This is a genomic window from Paenibacillus sp. FSL R5-0713, assembly GCF_037973325.1.
Taxonomy (GTDB): domain Bacteria; phylum Bacillota; class Bacilli; order Paenibacillales; family Paenibacillaceae; genus Paenibacillus.
In genome coordinates, this window is the sequence record NZ_CP150229.1 from 4,765,668 (window position 1) to 4,782,878 (window position 17,211).

Sequence of the window (17,211 nt, forward strand, 5' to 3'; positions counted from 1 at the left end):
CTCCTGTCACTCTCTACTATTTTCATCTTCTTACATATATAATCCCTACCCACCCTGCGACGAGGTTTCCGCACTTGCTTTGTCCACCTTCTGATCTTCCCAATACACTTGGGCAATCATATCTGCGAGGATCTTTGATGTCCGTTGTAACTCAGCTCCTGTATTGTCAATGCCGCCTATCTCGATCAAAATACTGTTGGGTGAAAGTGTTTGGTTATACTCTCCATTGTTGGCGCCTCCGCCATCCTTACCCCACACACCACGGGATACTCCCGGGTACTTGGCTTCCAGCTTCTTATGGATTTTCGCTGCAAAGGCTTCATTCTGCCGCCAATTTGGATTTTCATGTCCAATAATGAAATACACTTTGGCGTAGCCCAAGTCATTAATTGTCGTTGTTGTTTTGCCATGACGCTGTGAATCGCGGTGAATGTCTATGAGATACGTCAGATCATCATTTTGAGCAAGTGCCGCTTTTACCGTTTGACGAGAATATTTATAGGAATAGTTCCAGTTATAATCCTTTACTTTAGTCGGGTAATCATCCTTGGCGTGCTCTACGCCGATTCCCAGCTTCTCCAGACTGTCTGAGAGATAGGTGCCCACTTGAAACACATTGCCGGTTGATTTGCCTGATGATGGATTATCACTTTTGGTACCTAGCAATGGATTGTATCCTTCCCGTGGATGGGAATGATAGATAAGAATTGATTTTTTGCCTGTTGTCGGGGAGCCTGAATTATCTTTCTCTCCATTCTTCGCTGGGGGATCTGCCTTGCCTTCTCCATCCCCAGGCTCGCTCGAATCAGGCGGATCCGTATTGTCCTGACCTGGTGGAACATGCAGTTCACTACCGGGTTTCCCTCCACCTGCGGAAGCTGTATCCGTAAGACCAGGACCGGGCTGATAATCTTCGGGAGCCTCTGCTTTTTCGTTACCAGATCCAGGACGGAGCAGAACAGGTTGGTTGGAACCCATGCCCGGCATTTCTCTCGCAATCAGGCTCTTGGGATCTTGAGGATTTACATTCGTTAGTAATTGGAAAACAAATGAAGTGAGATTCTCACCGGATATGGCAGAGGTCTGTTCTTTCTGGGTGAGATGGGGCATCTCCATACCGAGCATATCGACGAAAAAGCGGCTTGATACAGCACTCGCAAATCCTTTCATCGAAGAAACGGGGGAATTATTCAAGCGTTTCTCTGCCATGCCCCCAAGACCAAGTACGACAAAAAACAAGGCAGATATGATCATAAGCAACAACAACGTACGGCCCATGGCCAGCACGTGCAGACATCTTTTTTTCCACTTTCCAATATTCCAGGCCAATATCTTGTTCATTCTGCTGTCTCCTTCCCTGCTGGACAACTCTTATACTTCAACTCTATGAGCCCGCCCAATCTGATAGAACAGGAAAATGAAAGATTCCAGAAACAAAAAAAAGAAAGTCCGATAGATTCGGACCTTCTTCTCAGTTTTAAGTTTTAATGTGTATAAGCAGCTACGTTATCCGGATTCACTGCATCATGGAGTGCGGCATTAAGTCCCGTGGCGATGACGTTGGCAATGCCCTCAATAAACTCATCGATTTCCTTCGGAGTAACAATGAGGTCATGACCCAGCGGCTCCAGTACCTCTTTGACCAGACTTAAGCGATCTTGCTCACCAATGTCGTCCAGCATGCCCATGATCTGTTTTGTCTGATCCGTTTCCTGGCGGAAGTGTGAGCGCATCATCTCAATCACATTGTTCACAATGGTGGACGCATAACATACGGTAGGCACTCCGATGGCGATGCATGGCACGCCTAATATCTCACGAGTCAGGCCACGCCGTTTGTTTCCAATACCGGAACCAGGATGGATACCAATATCGGCTACCTGAATGGTGGTATTTACACGTTCCAGAGAACGGGAGGCCAGGGCATCAATTGCAATAATAGCATCTGGCTTGGTCCGGTCTACAATCCCCTGTACGATGTCACTGGATTCAATGCCTGTTGTCCCTAACACACCAGGAGCAATTGCGCTGACCTCCCGATATCCTGGCGCAACCTGATCGGGCACCAATTCGAAATACTGACGGGTTACCATCAGATTTTCCACAACAAGTGGACCGAGTGAATCCGGGGTGACATTCAAGTTGCCCAGACCAACAATCAAGACCTTGGATGTTTTGTTGATTCCGGCCTTGATCATAAAATCTTCCATCTCGCGTGTGAACTCGGCAGCAACACGTTCCTGTAAATCCGTATCCCCATTCCGTAGTGAGGGGACTTCCAACGTGACATAATGACCTTTCACCCGACCAATGGCTGTGGCTGCTTCATCATTAAGTACATCAATACGTGTAATCGTAATGCCCTCTTTTTTTTCCACATCTTCCCGTAATCCGGGAATCGTCTGTTTCTGTCCACCTTGCGCCATTTCCTTGGAGTCGATGGCCAAATCGGTACGAACTGTATAGTTTTGCAAATCCAGTGTCATTCTGTCCCTGCCTCCCTTACCGCATTTGAGCATATTGTGTGGGAAAAAGAGTTTCTTTATGCAGCATGTCGAACATCGTAGGAATATCTGTTGCATTTTACATGCTAGCGTGATAGAATATTTTAAGTTGTGAAACGTTTGTATTCATGCAAATGCCTTACAGGAGGTGAATGTAATGCCAAACATCAAATCCGCTGTTAAACGCGTAAAAACGAGCGACAAGCGCCGCGCACTCAACGCTTCCCAGAAGTCTGCACTCCGTACAGCTGTTAAAGCTGCTGATGCTGCTCTGGTAAGTAACGAAGTTGATACTGCAAAAGCTGCGATTCAAGCTGCTTCCAAAAAGCTGGACAAGGCTGTAACTAAAGGTCTGGTTCATAAAAATGCTGCAGCACGCAAAAAGTCTCGCTTGGCGAAAAAACTGAACGCTCTTTCCGCACAAGCGTAAGAAGCGTTACTTATACGATCCAATGGAAAAATCCTGAACAGCATAGGCTTTCAGGATTTTTTAGTATCTGATTCGATAAGTATAAGACACAGACAAAGCGACCTTTATTCCGATGATCTAACCATCATGGAGCAAAGGTCGCTTTGTTTGTTATTTACACTAGTAATCTATTACGGTACCTATTTTTTACGCACCAAGTCTTAATAAGAACAGCTCCAGACCAAGTACTTTATCCACCGCTCCTGTTTTCATCTGGTAATCCAGTTCGCTGAGGTGACTCAAGATCATTCTCAGACGATCCGCCTGAAATTTGCGAGCTTGTTCTCCCGCAATCTTAACGGCATATGGATGCAGGCCAAGCTGACTGGCGATCTGCTGTTGGGAGTAGCTTTGTTGGCCCAACTCTTTAACTTGAATCATAATCCGAAACTGCCGAGCGATCAAAGCCGCAATTTTAATCGGTTCTTCCCGCTGCTTCAGCAACTCATAGAACAGAGCCAATGCCTTCTCCAGTCGCAAATTAGCCAGTTCTTCCACCAGTGAAAATACATTCTGCTCTGTACTGCGGGCAACCAGCGATTCAATATCAGCACGCTTAATAGTCCCACCATTACCCGCAAACAAACATAACTTGTCTACTTCAGCAGACAGGGTCTGAAGACCTGTTCCTGCATAGTTGATTAATGTTTCCGCCGCTCCTGTCTCCAAGGAAACATCCCGCTGCTTCGCCAGTTTCACAATCCAATTCAACAGCTCATCTCCACTTAGTGGAGCAAAAGCAAGAACGACTGCCTGTTTCTTGACAGCCTTCACCAGTTTCTTGCGCTCATCCAGCTTATCCCCTTGGGCCAGGAAAACAATCGTACTGTAATCTGCCGGATTTTCCATATATGTAAGCAGACGATCAACCTGATGTTCAATCTTGGATTCTTTACCTGCAGTGAACAGGCTCGCGTCCCTTACAATAATTAATTTGCGTGGAACGAGAAAAGGTACGGTCTCTGCTTCTTCAATAACGACCTCCACAGCCGTCTCAGACAAATCATATGGAATAATCGCAAAATCACGATGTTCTTCTTCAATAACCTGTTCTTTTAACATATCCGTAAATTGCTGTATCTGGTACTTCTCCGTTCCGTACAGCACATAGATCGGTGCCGTTTCTCCATTACGTATTGCCTTTGTTGCACTTTTTACATCCATTCACGGCGCCTCCTTATCCCTCTTATCCTACCAGAAAAAGCGCAAGACAACAAAGGGACCTTACATCCAGTTGCGGATGAAGGTCCCCTGTCCTACATCTATATAAACGCAGACACCAGCCATTCTAGAAAAAGCCAGCGCGCGGTCATACGACGTCAGTTGTTTGAACTGAGATAGGACGTTTTGTTACTTCCATTATATGCTTGTCATACTGAAAATGTTCTTTCGTTTGAGGAGTGAACTTCCCAATCTTAATTATTTCGCAGAAGCTCCACCTGAAACGGCAGGTACATTAAACGAATTCTTCGCCGTTGTTCCGTCCTTGTCCGTTTCGTAATTAAATAGTGTACCATCCTTAGACCAACTCGCTGACTTCAGTGTGCCCTCTATACTACGTTGTTCAACCAAATTTAGAACATCCGGTTCGCCCACAGGTTTCGAGTATATGCTGATTTGATCACCAATAAGCATAACTACATAAGAGCCGTCAGGTGATTTCCATTCTTTTGGTGCTGCCGTTGTACTCATCTCCTGATCCGGTCCTGCTGCGAATCCTTGGCTTCCTCCAGAGGCGTCTGTACCTGCAGCGGATGCAGCGGAATCAGGAGCAGAATTACCTTCTACCGGAGCATCTTCATTTACATTCGGTACGATTGTCTGAGAAGTGAAGGAATCTCCATTGTCTGTTTCAGTTACTCCGGTCTCTTCCCCATCTGCAGGAGTTCTGGGCGCACTTCCTGAATCTGGATTTTTCTGCTCGGAATCTTGATTCTGAACTTGATTCCTTTGATTATCGGTCGTAGGTGTTTTGGACGAATTGTCTTGTGTTCCTTTATTTGAAGAAGGCGTTGATTCAGTAGCCGGTTGTTGAGGAGTCGGATCTGACCGAACCTCAGGCTCCTGCACCTTTTCTCCACCATTCTCTTCGGGAGTTGTTTCTGTTCTCAGGTTATCCCCTTCCGTTGAGGAAGTATTCGAATTATCCACAAATACATCGTTGCTGCTTGGTGTGGAAGAAGCTGCTGGATCATTATTCTCAATATTCTTGCTCAATGGATTCTCATCCACATTGCCACTCTCTTGAGAAGCTCCAGAGCTCAGCATCATGGAATCGGCATTCTCAATCTGTTCAGGCTGATATCCCCAGATGGCAAATCCCAATACAACTGCCGCAGCCGCTGCACCCATGGACATACGTCCTGCCATCGAGTTGAGCCATTTTTGCTTCGTTTTCCGCTCACTTGAACGTTGTAAATTCTCAAATGTAGCGGGGACAGGATTCATTTCCTGTATGGTGCTGCTTTGTTCCTTCCGCGCTTCGTCAATGGCATCAAGTTGTGGCATAATCGCATCAACCAGACTGAATCTCGGGCTTACTTGCGGTAATTCTTCCAGTTCTCTGGAAAGAGCTCTGAGTAAACTAAAATTCTCGGCACACTCCGGACACTTCGCCACATGCTGTAGCATCTGCGCGGTTTCCGCCTCGCCCAGATCATGATCCAGATAGCGGTGCATCCATTCCACCACCTCTTCGCATTTCATCCTGTCACACCACCTTTCTGATATTCCTGTAGTAGATTCTGTAATTGCTGCCTGGCTCTAAATAAATAAGATTTCACCGTATTCAATGGAAGATCGAGACAATCCGCAATTTCATTGTAGGATAAGTCCTGCAAATATCTTAGAACAATAACGGTCCGATGATGCTCGGGAAGCTTGTTGATCGCATCCTGAATGTCTTGGGCCACATATGTAGACATGACCTCGTACTCCACATCCTGATTATCCTGAAAAACCATGTCATGTTCGTCAATGGAGACGGATGGTTTGGTTCTTCTGAATTTATCAATACAGATGTTCGTGACGATGCGTTGTACCCAGGTTTTAAATTGGGCTTTTTCTTCGTATGAGTTGATTTTGGTGTAAATTCGGATCAATGCTTCCTGAGCAGCATCCAAAGCGTCCTGTTCATTATTTAGAATGTAATATGCGGTCCGATAGACATGTTGTTCAATCTCCCGCAATAGGGTAATTAGAGCGTCGCGATCGCCCGATTGAGCGGCTCTGATGAGTTCCGGCTCTACCACAAAGGATCCCCCTCTCCCTGCAACCTTACAGACGTGATCATCAATAAAATTGTTGCAAAGTTAAGTATTTTTTAATTTGCCATAACAAAATAACGGCGTATGTATTTGGGCCGCTGAAATCTTCTCTTAGAATAACAGAAATTGCATAACGAGTCACCAAACGTATCCAAAAGGGATTCCATTACTTACACGACTCAATTCAAATGCAATGGCATACATTATAGCTAAGCACTTTTTGGTTCTGAAAATAAAAAAAAGTCGAAATTTGTCCAAATTTAAGCTGATTTTAATGCAATTTTCATGAAAATGGTGTATTGTAAATTTACATTCATAAAACACGAGGTGATGAGCATGCCAGCTCTAGCGAAAATTCAAGCTTTAAAAGAACAAATGCCCAAAGAATACCAAAGTATTTCCCACTTTGTGGAACATGCACTGGAGTCCATTGATACTCTGGTTGAGGAACATCGGAAGTATGTAGCTGCACAGGCATTATACGGCGATAAAATCGTTGGATCGGAAGAACGCTTGTACAGAGAAACCGTACTTGATGTCAGAGCACAGCTGTTGATGACTCTTGAAAAAACGGTAGAAGATCTGTTGCACAAGGGTGACAAACATTGGAACAAACACTTTAAGGATGGCGTGGAGTAGTTCTTATATTTCTTCTACATTTTGAAAAAATGGCCCGTTTTCCGATATTCTCCTTCGTGGAGCGTAACGGAAAGCGGGCTTTTTTGTGCTGTGCTGGGATGCTGTGCTGGGATGCTGTGCTGTAACTTGCTATCAAATGAAGTGAGGAATTAATAGCGCCTGGACGTCTTCTTTCTCAGCCTGTATATGTTAAAATATAGTAAATCTCAAGTCTACTCGTTGTTGAATATAGTTTTTTTTTAAGATGGAGGTCAATATTTGAAATGACAAAAACTCATAGAATCCATAGGCCGCGCGGAAAAATACTTGCAGCTATATTAACTGCAATTGTAATTTCACTTGTAATGGGGTTATATCACTACATTCCCTTGGATGAAAGAATAGAGAATGCCCACTATTATTCATTCGGATATACTTTTGCGGTTGGATTATTGATTAACCTCGCTATTTTACTTTTCTTAATTATGCCACTTTCCATATTGGTGGATGGATTACTTTTATACAGAAGAAAAGATAATACGTATATGAGATTGCTTGTTGCTATTGCGGCGTATGGTCTATTAGGCTTCATAGGTGGAATTATCTACTCGATATTTACACTTAACTTCATTACTTTTTCTGGTCAGACTATCCACATTATTGTAAGCTCTCTTGTTTTTTTTGCCTTACAGTTGGTATTAAATCGGAGCTTTTTTCACTTATCTTCACACCGATAGTACGACTTAACCCATAAGGTTTCCATTTAGTAAACTTAGGCTTCCAATAGTGATGTCACTTCAGTATCATCACAAACCAATGGATAACTCAACGAAACATTAAGAACAGTCTAGAAAACTACAGACTGTTCTTAATGTTTCAACTAACGTTTCTTGTTAGCTTAATATATCAGGCTCAAAGTTTCATTTATTATAGAACATTTTCATTTTCTAATTCATCATTCCAATGATTATCGATATACCCACGGCTGTTGTTCCATTCTACCAACAGTTAATTTATTGAATACATAACTAATTCCTGATGTAATAGCATATAGAGTCGACAATAGCATAGTGACTCTTGGTTTTTATTTTTCTTTCCATTATATTCACTTCCACCTCCATAAAAAGCCGTCCAATTGATAACTCGGCGGTTATTGTGAATTTTCTACAGTATTTCGTCTAGAGGGAGTTTGAAGGAATTCATTTCATCACGATCGATGTGATTCATAATCAAAAAAGCGTTTCTTTTTTCGTACGGAATAGCGACAATGATTTCTTCGTCTGGGACATTTTTAAGATACGAAGTTGCAGCCCGGATATCGGAAGCTGTTGCATAATCATTATAATTGTCAAACAACTGATAGACATTGAACTGACCTTCTGTTTCTGTTTCTGCGATGATGTAGATGTTTCCATTATCGAAGCCTTTATAGATATTGGAGTTATCGATGGTTTTCATATTTTTTTTCTCCTTCTGGGTCTTACCGAGTGTAATTTTTAAAAATTGGTATGCTTGTCAATAAATATATCACAATCTCTCAAGTTGTTTGGCAGAAAATGTTGAAGAGCTATTAGCTGGTATAACTTAATGAAACAACGTCAGCAATGGAACCATGTTCTTGTCCCTCGACAAATATAGGGTTCGAAAATTGATAAAGCAATCCCGATATTTGAACAGAAGCAGCCGATTAAGTTGAGCAGTTGCTTTTTAGTTGTATTGAGTTATCGTTTCCCGTTAGTTCAATACACGATCCCTCTTACAACTAAACACTTCTTTGAAGCTTGACATTAAATTCTGTCGTTGACGCAGTGACATACTCCATATAATTCACGGAGCCGTTAAAGTTCAAATAAGCTTCATAACGCATGCGGATTCCAGGTAAAGTAATCAAATCCAGAACATTTTCCTTTGGAACCCACCTGCATTCGCTCGTTTCATTAGAAGTAGCTAACTCTCCACCCACAGCTTTACACACGAAATCAAACATGACCTTGGTAGGGACATCAGTCACACCGTCATACCATTTATGGATTGCTGTATTCGAAATAACACTAACCAAATAGCTAACCGTGGCGTCTATTCCACTTTCCTCTTTAATTTCACGGATGACCCCATCAATCAGGTTTTCTCCAACTTCAGTTATCCCACCAGGATACACCCAACCATCGTCATGGGCTTTTACTAAAAGGATATTTCCAGTTCCATCCTCTACAATTCCACCTGCAGATACAATATGTGTCGGGAACGTCATTTTACAACCTCCAAATAAGATAAATTTGTATATTTATTCCTCATACTTCTCATACTTTCCTGCCTTTGTGAATTTCTAAAAGATACTGTCGACATATGCAACCATGTAAATTCCGTCACTCAACTCCAACCACCTTGTACCGGATATCAATTTTTCCATCTTTCACTTTCATCTGTACCTCACCCATCTGATCAGTCCGATAAATATCTGACCCGTTAGCTTCCAGACGTTCCATCACTCCCGGATTGGGATGCCCATATGTATTGTTAACACCAGCAGAAATCACGGCGGTTTTGGCGTTCCAGTATTGAAGCCAGGCTTCGGTTGACGACGTTTTACTCCCATGATGAGCGACCTTTAACACGTCAATGGAGACAGATGCTGGTGGAGCAATATTTGAATTTTCCGGCAACAGGCCTGTAAGTCCCCTTTGTACAACTCCCTTTGTAACTCCAATATCTGCACCTTTCTGTTCAAACTGGGCAGCCAATGAGCCGTCCTGAATCATATAGAGCAGGTCCTGCTCGGCTGCTGCATCCATGTCCCCGGTGAACAGCATGGAAGTGCCAGCCATGTCCAGCAAAAAGACAACCGAATCATGATTCTGGTGTTCCGACACAGGCAAATTGCCTAATGCATTTACATCCATATGCGCCAGATCTGGAGCTATAAAACGTAAACTTGTCTCTTTATCAGCCTTATAAGTCATACCCTGCTGAATAGCGTAAAGAGGAATTTTTCGTTCCATGGCTGTATTCAGTAACTTATCAAAGTTCTCCTTACCGCTGGTCGTTCCATTAAACATGAACCGTTTAACCGGAATCTGTTCCAGCACAGCCTGTAGCCCTCCGGCATGATCCTGATCGGCATGTGTTACAATGACAGCGTCCAGTTGGTGGATGCCTCTCTTTTTCAATAAAGGAACAACCACCTTGGCTCCGACCTCATACGGATCACGTCTTGTTTTCCACGATTGCTCGGTGTTCCCAAAGTTAACTGTTCCCCCGCCATCCACCAAAATGTGTTTGCCTTCCGGGGTTGTGATCAACGTACCGTCCCCTTGTCCAATATCCAAAAACTGCACAATGCCGGTTCCAGCAGGCTTGGGAGTCTGATATGCCCACCACAAGCCAGCAACAAAGCTGAGCGTGAGCAAACCGCACAACCATTGCTGAGCTTTACTCATTCGTTCATGTGCATAATAACCTGCACCTCGTGCGGTAAATGCACTTGCATACTCCGGCCAGGCAATACTGGCTCCTAATATGGTTAACGAAGTTTCTTTTCCATCTATACGTTTCTTACCTTGATCCTGATCCTGTGCCGCGTTAGACATCGAAGAGCGAATGCCCATATTCCCCATGGAAACTATAGGTTGTCGCCTCACAAGAGGAGCTGTATCCTCCTCAATAAACGCCGTTTCCCGCTGTTCACCATTGCCACGATGCAACAAGTAGAGTAAGGCATACAACACGGCATAATATGCGGCTATCCACAACAGGGAAGGTGTTGCCCAGATCAACACAAAACCTGGCAGGCTGTTCATCCACTCCACGCTTACAAATGTCAGTTGATTCAGTTGAATCGCAATCCATGCGAGAGGTCTCGCCAAGGGAACCCATATGAATGACAATAGCATGGCGACCGTCCCCAGAGGTAATATAATGGCGCTAATCAGTGAAACCAGTAGAAAGTTGGCCACAAATGAGAGCAATGAGAATTGGTTGAAATACAAGATGGTTACTGGAAAAGAAATCAGCTGAGCGGTCACCGTAACCGATGCTGTTGCAGCAAGAGATTTCGGCCAACTGCTGAAGAGTCGGCTAATCAACGGCATATAGATCATCAAACCTGCGGTTACGAGAAAGGATAACTGGAAGCTCACACTTAGCAAAAAGTACGGGTCCCACCACATCATCAGCAAAGCTGCTGCACTAATCATCTGGAGCCCGTCTCTGGCGAGACCACGGCGTGCCATATACAAACCAATCATGGACATAATCCCTGCCCGAATGACTGAAGGTGAACCACCGGATAACAGTACATATGCAGGCACCAGGATCAGAACAATCGTGAGTGCCGTCTCTCTGGTAAGCTTTAACCAGGATAGAATAAGGAGAAGAGAAGCTACATATACAGCGACATGAGTTCCGGAGATCGCCAGGATATGCGTTAGACCCAGTTGTGAAAACTGACCATAAGTCCCTGGATCAATATCATTAGCCATCCCGATGATCAAGCCCTTCATATAGCCTGCATGGGGCTCAGAAAATAACTGCTCTATCGCCGAACCCAACCTATGCCTCGTCCAATCCGTCCACCGTAGTACGTTAAATTGTCCAATGCCCTCAGGAGGCGTAGCTGTGACAGAGCCGACTCCCTTCACTTTGAACAACCAATGGATATGGAGGGTTCGCAAATAACTGCGATAATCAAACCCGCCAAAGTTCCTCGCTTCGCCCGGAAGGGCAAATGAACCATCAAGTGTGATTAAATCACCCCGCTTCCAGCCCCCTGCTACCTGTTGTTCTTCTTCCTCCAACAGTCTGACTTGTACCATCAATTGTTCATCTATTTTGAATGCAGATGATGTTGCCAGACTTGTATCTGCTGATGAATCCGATAAGCGCATTATTGAAGACATCTGTATCTTAAAGTCAGCCCGATCTCCATCAATACGTACATCTGACACAAGCTCACCCTGAATTTCGGCTACCGAACCGTCAAGCTCTTTAGTAGCGATATGAGTAGTCTCGGACAGGCTACTGTGATTGCGTGCGTCATTCCATTCCCAATGTGTAGCACCTCCAATAAGGGCAACGAGTAAAAAGAAAATGGACCATCCACGTACATCTATGAAACGAAGCAGAAGTGGCAGACACGCCAGCGCTCCAATCATTCCCCAGATTAACGTCCAACCGGTTAACACACATGCCATCCCGCTACCGCATAACCAGCACATCGAAAAAGTCAGCAAAGGTCTGCCTTTCATTCGTCTCCCTCCTTCACGTCACGCGTTGAACGCAGAAAAACCCCCGAAAAGCCAATTCAGGCTTGCCGGAGGTTCTCCCTCGCATATTCGACCATATTCACATTAATTGCTCACAGTCATCATCGTTTCCCGCGGCGGTTGGTAATTCTCCAGCCTGCGGAACGTTATGCCCTTCTGTTCCATCATATTCGTAACCTTACGCGTATCTTTAGGATAAGAGCGATGAAACACGATTTCTGTAATACCACTGTTCGCAAGCATATTGGCACATGTCCAGCAAGGTTCGTCGGTCACATACACAGACGAGCCTTCGCGGTCGATTCGATCTGTGAATAAAAGCAAATTTTGCTCAGCATGGATTGTGCGAATGCAGCGTTGCTTTTTCACCATTTCTTCCTGACCATCGGTCACAACCAACTCATATTCTTCCGATATCATGCAACCCGCTTCAGAACAGTCCGGAACACCAGTGGGTGCACCATTATAGGCTGTTCCCAGCAGTTTCTTTCCCTGAACTAGCACGGCACCTACATGACGACGCGAACAGCGGGAACGGGTGGAAACCATATACGCGATGTCCATAAAATACGTATCCCAGTCCTTGCGTACCTCTACTGTACTCATGCTGCTTTCCTCCCGCTCAACACATTTTTTATTCTAATATTTACCGGATCTGCACATATGGTGCCATCTTCTCCAGCATCTTCATGCCGATTCCTTTGACCTTTGTCAGATCACTAACTTTTGTGAAAGGACCATGTGCATTCCGATAGTCCACAATGGCCTGAGCTTTCTTCTCTCCGATTCCGGGGAGCTCTGTAAGCTTGGAGAGAGGTGCACTATTCACATCAATCTTGCCATTATCGCTTGCTTCCTCACGAACGATAGATGAATTACTACTTGATGCCGTCTCGGAGGTAACCGAAGGATTGGATTTCGTATCTTGCACTACCGGTTCAGTCGAAGCAGCAGTAACCAATGAAATATCGTTCGTCTGAGTTGGAGTTTGGGCTACTGGATCACCTTCGACTGCACCAATCAAGCTTTCTTTAGACTCTCCTACCTTTGCATCATTCCCAGTATGCATCCCATTTGCATCCGTTCCTGAAGATGCCCCTGGTTTGCCCTGAACCGAAGTAGCCGACTGTACAGCAGGAAGTTCCTGCTCTAACGTCGGCTTCTCGGTGCCGAGCTGCAAGGGTTCCCAGCCACTAGGTGGTTGTTCACTTTTGCCCGACCATAATATGAGTATACTTCCAACCACCGCAGCAGCAATGGTCATTCCTTTGTTCCATCTCATTTCTTCCACACCTCTCCCTGAATTCAAAATCATTCATTTCGAACACGGGCGGTGCTTCCGAACCGTTGAACATCCCTGATGAAACAAGTTATGCATTTTTCATGTCATGTGAAACAGGTCCTCACGCATAGAATAGAGGGAATGAACTGCGCCAGTACCGTAAAGCATGAAAGGAGGCCTGAACAATGAAGGTTGGATTTATCGGAACCGGCAGCATGGGCAGCCTGCTGATCTATGCCCTAATTCAATCCGGTGCACTTGAGCCCCGGCAGATCGTGGCCAGCAATCGAACCCCATCCAAAGTACGACAGTTATCCCTCCGTTACCCCGGTCTGCATGAATCCCAGAGCAATCGGGAAACGGTGATCCGAAGTAATATCATCTTCCTGTGCGTGAAGCCGCTTGAATTCAAACATGTCATTGACGACATCCTGCCTGTCGTGAATCCCAATCATATCATTGTCTCGATCACCAGTCCCGTGCAGCTGCGCCATCTGGAATCTTCACTTCCTTGCAAAGTCTCCAAGGTTATTCCCAGCGTCACACACCAGGTTGGCAGCGGCGCGTCCCTGTGTATACACGGCGAACGAATGACTAATGAAGACCGCGCTGTGTTGGAAAGTCTGCTTAGTCATATAGGCAGGCCGTACCAAGTGGACGAAGCCTGTACACGAATCACATCCGACTTCTCCAGTTGCGGACCTGCATTCATATCGTTCTTTTTGGAACAATGGATCGAAAGTGCCGTGAAGCTGACAGGCATCAAAAGAGCAGATGCCTGCGCTCTGGCTGGCGAAATGCTTCTGGGAACAGGCAAGCTGCTTACCGAAGGAGGATACACGCCGCAAGAGCTTCAAGCTCGTGTCGCTGTACCTGGCGGTATTACCGCTCAGGCACTTGCACTGCTGAAGGTTAGTCTCGACGGTGTTTTCGACAGCCTGATCCGCACGACACATGACAAATATGATGAAGATTTGTTAAAGCTGGATGAACTATTTCGAGCCGGTGAGATTAACCGGCAACAATATTAACGAGTTTGCCTGGAACGGCAATGACCTTGCGAATGGTCTTGCCTTCCAGCGCCTGCTTAACAGGTGCCAGCTCCATCGTGAAGTCCTGCATACCCTGTGCATCCAAGTCCTTCGCGATCGTCGCACGAGTTACGATTTTACCGTTTACCTGAACAACGATTTCTACTTCCGCATCCACTGTCATGGACTCGTCATATTCCGGCCAAGCCACGTAAGAGATTCCACCTTCATGACCCAAACGACTCCACAGTTCTTCTGCCATATGCGGTGCCAGTGGTGACAGCAGTTGCACAAAGTTCTCCATCGCTTCACGAGGCAGTGTATCGGCTTTGTATGCATCGTTGATGAAGATCATCAGCTGGCTGATAGATGTGTTGAAGCGCAGATGTTCCAAATCTTCCGTCACTTTTTTGATCGTTTTGTGAGCAGTCCGCTTGAACTCATCCGTTCCACCGTCCACCGTAATCTTGTCATTGATGGCTCCTGTATCTTCGTTAATAAAGAGACGCCATACACGTGACAGGAAGCGGTGCATGCCTTCAACCCCGTTTGCATTCCACGGTTTTGTCGCTTCCAATGGTCCCATAAACATTTCGTACAGACGCAATGTATCCGCACCGAATTCATTCACAATTTCATCCGGGTTAATGACATTACCACGAGATTTACTCATTTTCTCATTGTTCGTGCCTAGGATCATACCTTGGTTCACCAGTTTGTGGAACGGCTCTTTGGTATCCACAACACCCAGATCATACAGCACTTTATGCCAGAAACGAGCATACAGCAAGTGAAGCACCGCGTGCTCCGCTCCGCCAATGTACAGATCAACAGGCAGCCACTGCTGCTGTTTCTCCTTGGAGATCAGTTCCTTGTCATTGTGAGGATCGATAAAGCGCAGGTAATACCAGCAGCTACCCGCCCATTGTGGCATGGTGTTGGTCTCACGACGCGCCTTCATTCCCGTTTCCGGATCTACCGTATTCACCCACTCCGTAACATTCGCCAGTGGTGATTCTCCAGTACCCGAAGGTTTGATCTGATCGATATCAGGCAGCAGCAGTGGAAGTTGATCCTCCGGTACGGTCTTCATCGTTCCGTCTTCCAGATGCAGAATCGGAATTGGCTCACCCCAGTAGCGCTGACGGCTGAACAGCCAATCACGCAGACGATAGGTTACTTTCCCTTGTCCTTTACCGTTCTCTTCCAACCAGGCAATCATCTTGGCAACTGCTTCTTCATTGTTCAGTCCGTTCAGGAAATCGGAATTCACATGTGCGCCATCACCGGAATATGCCTCTTGTGTAACGTCTCCACCTTGAATAACCTCAATGATATCCAGACCGAACTGCTTCGCAAATTCCCAGTCACGCGCATCATGCCCTGGAACAGCCATAACCGCACCTGTACCATAACCCGCAAGAACGTAATCAGCAATCCAGATCGGCAATTTTGCACCATTAACGGGATTGATTGCATAAGCACCAGTGAATACACCTGTTTTGTCCTTGGCCAAATCCGTACGTTCCAGATCACTCTTACGAGAAGCCTGCTCCTGATAAGCCTGAATCGCTTCACGTTGGTCATCCGTTGTAATCGCTTCTACCAATTCATGTTCCGGAGCAAGTACTGCAAAGCTCGCACCGAACAATGTGTCCGCACGGGTAGTGAATACCTTAATAACTTCCTCGCGACCTTCAATGGCAAAAACAACTTCTGCACCTGTCGATTTACCGATCCAGTTACGCTGCATATCCTTGATGCTTTCAGACCAATCCAGCTCTTCCAAGTCTTCCAACAGACGCTCTGCATACTCGGTAATTTTCAGTACCCATTGACGCATCGGTTTACGTACAACCGGATGTCCACCGCGTTCACTCTTGCCATCAATAACCTCTTCATTAGCCAGTACCGTTCCAAGTGCTTCGCACCAGTTTACTGCGACTTCGTCCACATAAGCGAGGCCCTTATTGTACAACTGGATAAATATCCATTGTGTCCATTTATAATACTCAGGGTCTGTTGTGCTGATCTCACGATCCCAGTCATAGGAGAAACCGAGTGATTTGATCTGGCGACGGAAGTTGTCAATATTGCGGAATGTAATATGCCGTGGATGTTCACCTGTATCCAATGCATGCTGCTCAGCAGGCAGACCGAAAGCATCCCAACCCATCGGATGTAATACATTGTAACCGCGCATACGTTTGTAACGGGAAACGATATCCGTTGCCGTATATCCTTCCGGGTGACCTACGTGCAGACCTGAACCGGATGGATAAGGGAACATATCCAGTGCATAAAATTTCGGTTTAGCAGGGTCCTCACCCGTTTTAAACGTTTTATTGGCATCCCAGTATTGCTGCCAACTTTTTTCCATGACTTGTGGCTGATAGCCGTGCTTCGGCTGGTTATTCTCACTCATCTATTGTTCCTCCTTCAGGTTACTCGCTTAGCTTTAATTGCAACAAAAAAACCTCAGCATCCCGTAGCGTTTGCAGCGCTAGGGACGAGAGGTTGAATTCCCGTGGTACCACCCTAGTTAGCGGACGAACGTGCTTCGTCATCCACTCCCTTTGGACCTGTAACGGCGGTTAACCGATGCGGATTTCCATTCCTGAATTCCAGCTTATACTTAGCAGATTAGACAGGATGGTGTAATCACCGCATTTCTCCAAGGCGAGTTCGCAATTTACTGTCAACCGGCTTGCACCAACCGCCGGCTCTCTGTGATGTACAGAAATCACTACTAATCCTTATCATCGAAATATGTATACAAT

Annotated in this window: 15 protein-coding genes and 1 other annotated feature; of the genes, 4 read left to right on the forward strand and 11 right to left on the reverse strand. The window is 45.5% G+C overall.

All coding sequences use genetic code 11. The features are described 5' to 3' along the window. Positions 1–45: 45 nt before the first annotated feature. Together MKZ12_RS21250 and gpr are read right to left on the reverse strand one after the other, a co-directional pair. A complete protein-coding gene (locus MKZ12_RS21250; RefSeq protein WP_339256496.1) occupies positions 46–1,341 on the reverse strand; it encodes a stage II sporulation protein P in 1,296 nt (431 codons plus the stop codon). A gap of 143 nt (positions 1,342–1,484) precedes the next feature. Then, positions 1,485–2,486 carry a GPR endopeptidase gene (gpr, locus tag MKZ12_RS21255; protein ID WP_253439436.1) on the reverse strand — a complete coding sequence of 334 codons (1,002 nt, stop codon included), beginning with the start codon at positions 2,484–2,486 and terminating at the stop codon, positions 1,485–1,487. A 175-nt stretch (positions 2,487–2,661) separates the two neighbouring features. Between gpr and rpsT the strand changes: the two genes are divergently transcribed. After that, positions 2,662–2,934, forward strand: coding sequence for a 30S ribosomal protein S20 (gene rpsT, locus MKZ12_RS21260; RefSeq protein WP_024628504.1), 273 nt, complete (start codon positions 2,662–2,664; stop codon positions 2,932–2,934). Positions 2,935–3,120: 186 nt separating this feature from the next. Here the strand turns inward: rpsT and holA are convergent, their stop codons facing one another. The 3 genes from holA to MKZ12_RS21275 form a co-directional block, all read right to left on the reverse strand. Continuing rightward, the gene (gene holA, locus MKZ12_RS21265; RefSeq protein WP_339236086.1) at positions 3,121–4,137 is read right to left on the reverse strand and encodes a DNA polymerase III subunit delta; all 1,017 of its coding nucleotides are present in this window, start codon (positions 4,135–4,137) and stop codon (positions 3,121–3,123) included. A 255-nt stretch (positions 4,138–4,392) separates the two neighbouring features. After that, the gene (locus MKZ12_RS21270) at positions 4,393–5,679 is read right to left on the reverse strand and encodes a zf-HC2 domain-containing protein (RefSeq protein WP_339256498.1); all 1,287 of its coding nucleotides are present in this window, start codon (positions 5,677–5,679) and stop codon (positions 4,393–4,395) included. Further along, positions 5,676–6,224 (reverse strand): sigma-70 family RNA polymerase sigma factor, encoded by a 549-nt coding sequence (locus tag MKZ12_RS21275; protein WP_017687205.1) that lies wholly within the window; start codon positions 6,222–6,224, stop codon positions 5,676–5,678. Before MKZ12_RS21275 ends, MKZ12_RS21270 begins: the two co-directional genes overlap by 4 nt. Positions 6,225–6,575: 351 nt before the next feature. Here MKZ12_RS21275 and MKZ12_RS21280 point away from each other — a divergent pair, with 351 nt between their 5' ends. Further along, positions 6,576–6,878: a hypothetical protein gene (locus MKZ12_RS21280; protein ID WP_062835531.1), complete on the forward strand. Its 303-nt coding sequence runs from the start codon at positions 6,576–6,578 to the stop codon at positions 6,876–6,878. 263 nt (positions 6,879–7,141) lie between these two features. Next, entirely contained in the window at positions 7,142–7,594 is a 453-nt protein-coding gene (locus tag MKZ12_RS21285) for a hypothetical protein (protein ID WP_339256500.1), read from the forward strand. Positions 7,595–8,021: 427 nt separating this feature from the next. Here MKZ12_RS21285 and MKZ12_RS21290 read toward each other — a convergent pair whose 3' ends face one another. The 5 genes from MKZ12_RS21290 to MKZ12_RS21310 form a co-directional block, all read right to left on the reverse strand. Beyond that, the gene (locus tag MKZ12_RS21290) at positions 8,022–8,315 is read right to left on the reverse strand and encodes a hypothetical protein (protein ID WP_339256502.1); all 294 of its coding nucleotides are present in this window, start codon (positions 8,313–8,315) and stop codon (positions 8,022–8,024) included. Between the two features lie 304 nt (positions 8,316–8,619). After that, a complete protein-coding gene (locus MKZ12_RS21295) occupies positions 8,620–9,108 on the reverse strand; it encodes an NUDIX domain-containing protein (RefSeq protein ID WP_339256503.1) in 489 nt (162 codons plus the stop codon). A 115-nt stretch (positions 9,109–9,223) separates the two neighbouring features. Then, positions 9,224–12,100 (reverse strand): ComEC/Rec2 family competence protein, encoded by a 2,877-nt coding sequence (locus tag MKZ12_RS21300; RefSeq protein WP_339256505.1) that lies wholly within the window; start codon positions 12,098–12,100, stop codon positions 9,224–9,226. Between the two features lie 102 nt (positions 12,101–12,202). Then, positions 12,203–12,724: a deaminase gene (locus tag MKZ12_RS21305; RefSeq protein ID WP_339236098.1), complete on the reverse strand. Its 522-nt coding sequence runs from the start codon at positions 12,722–12,724 to the stop codon at positions 12,203–12,205. 40 nt (positions 12,725–12,764) lie between these two features. Beyond that, on the reverse strand, positions 12,765–13,400 hold the full coding sequence (locus MKZ12_RS21310; protein ID WP_339256507.1) for a helix-hairpin-helix domain-containing protein: 636 nt from the start codon (positions 13,398–13,400) through the stop codon (positions 12,765–12,767). A 185-nt stretch (positions 13,401–13,585) separates the two neighbouring features. On the opposite strand from MKZ12_RS21310, the gene comER reads away from it, so the two are divergent. After that, positions 13,586–14,431, forward strand: coding sequence for a late competence protein ComER (gene comER, locus MKZ12_RS21315; RefSeq protein WP_339256509.1), 846 nt, complete (start codon positions 13,586–13,588; stop codon positions 14,429–14,431). Here the strand turns inward: comER and leuS are convergent. After that, positions 14,412–16,856, reverse strand: coding sequence for a leucine--tRNA ligase (gene leuS, locus MKZ12_RS21320; RefSeq protein WP_339236105.1), 2,445 nt, complete (start codon positions 16,854–16,856; stop codon positions 14,412–14,414). The two genes, comER and leuS, sit on opposite strands and share 20 nt — an antisense overlap. 77 nt (positions 16,857–16,933) lie before the next feature. Further along, positions 16,934–17,203, reverse strand: a binding site (T-box leader). Positions 17,204–17,211 lie beyond the last annotated feature (8 nt).

Coding starts and splice junctions, on each gene's coding strand:
- MKZ12_RS21250 (WP_339256496.1), bottom strand. CDS start 1,341: ATGAACAAGATATTGGCCTGGAATATTGGAAAGTGGAAAAAAAGATGT.
- gpr (WP_253439436.1), bottom strand. CDS start 2,486: ATGACACTGGATTTGCAAAACTATACAGTTCGTACCGATTTGGCCATC.
- rpsT (WP_024628504.1), top strand. CDS start 2,662: ATGCCAAACATCAAATCCGCTGTTAAACGCGTAAAAACGAGCGACAAG.
- holA (WP_339236086.1), bottom strand. CDS start 4,137: ATGGATGTAAAAAGTGCAACAAAGGCAATACGTAATGGAGAAACGGCA.
- MKZ12_RS21270 (WP_339256498.1), bottom strand. CDS start 5,679: ATGAAATGCGAAGAGGTGGTGGAATGGATGCACCGCTATCTGGATCAT.
- MKZ12_RS21280 (WP_062835531.1), top strand. CDS start 6,576: ATGCCAGCTCTAGCGAAAATTCAAGCTTTAAAAGAACAAATGCCCAAA.
- MKZ12_RS21285 (WP_339256500.1), top strand. CDS start 7,142: ATGACAAAAACTCATAGAATCCATAGGCCGCGCGGAAAAATACTTGCA.
- MKZ12_RS21290 (WP_339256502.1), bottom strand. CDS start 8,315: ATGAAAACCATCGATAACTCCAATATCTATAAAGGCTTCGATAATGGA.
- MKZ12_RS21295 (WP_339256503.1), bottom strand. CDS start 9,108: ATGACGTTCCCGACACATATTGTATCTGCAGGTGGAATTGTAGAGGAT.
- MKZ12_RS21300 (WP_339256505.1), bottom strand. CDS start 12,100: ATGAAAGGCAGACCTTTGCTGACTTTTTCGATGTGCTGGTTATGCGGT.
- MKZ12_RS21305 (WP_339236098.1), bottom strand. CDS start 12,724: ATGAGTACAGTAGAGGTACGCAAGGACTGGGATACGTATTTTATGGAC.
- MKZ12_RS21310 (WP_339256507.1), bottom strand. CDS start 13,400: ATGAGATGGAACAAAGGAATGACCATTGCTGCTGCGGTGGTTGGAAGT.
- comER (WP_339256509.1), top strand. CDS start 13,586: ATGAAGGTTGGATTTATCGGAACCGGCAGCATGGGCAGCCTGCTGATC.
- leuS (WP_339236105.1), bottom strand. CDS start 16,856: ATGAGTGAGAATAACCAGCCGAAGCACGGCTATCAGCCACAAGTCATG.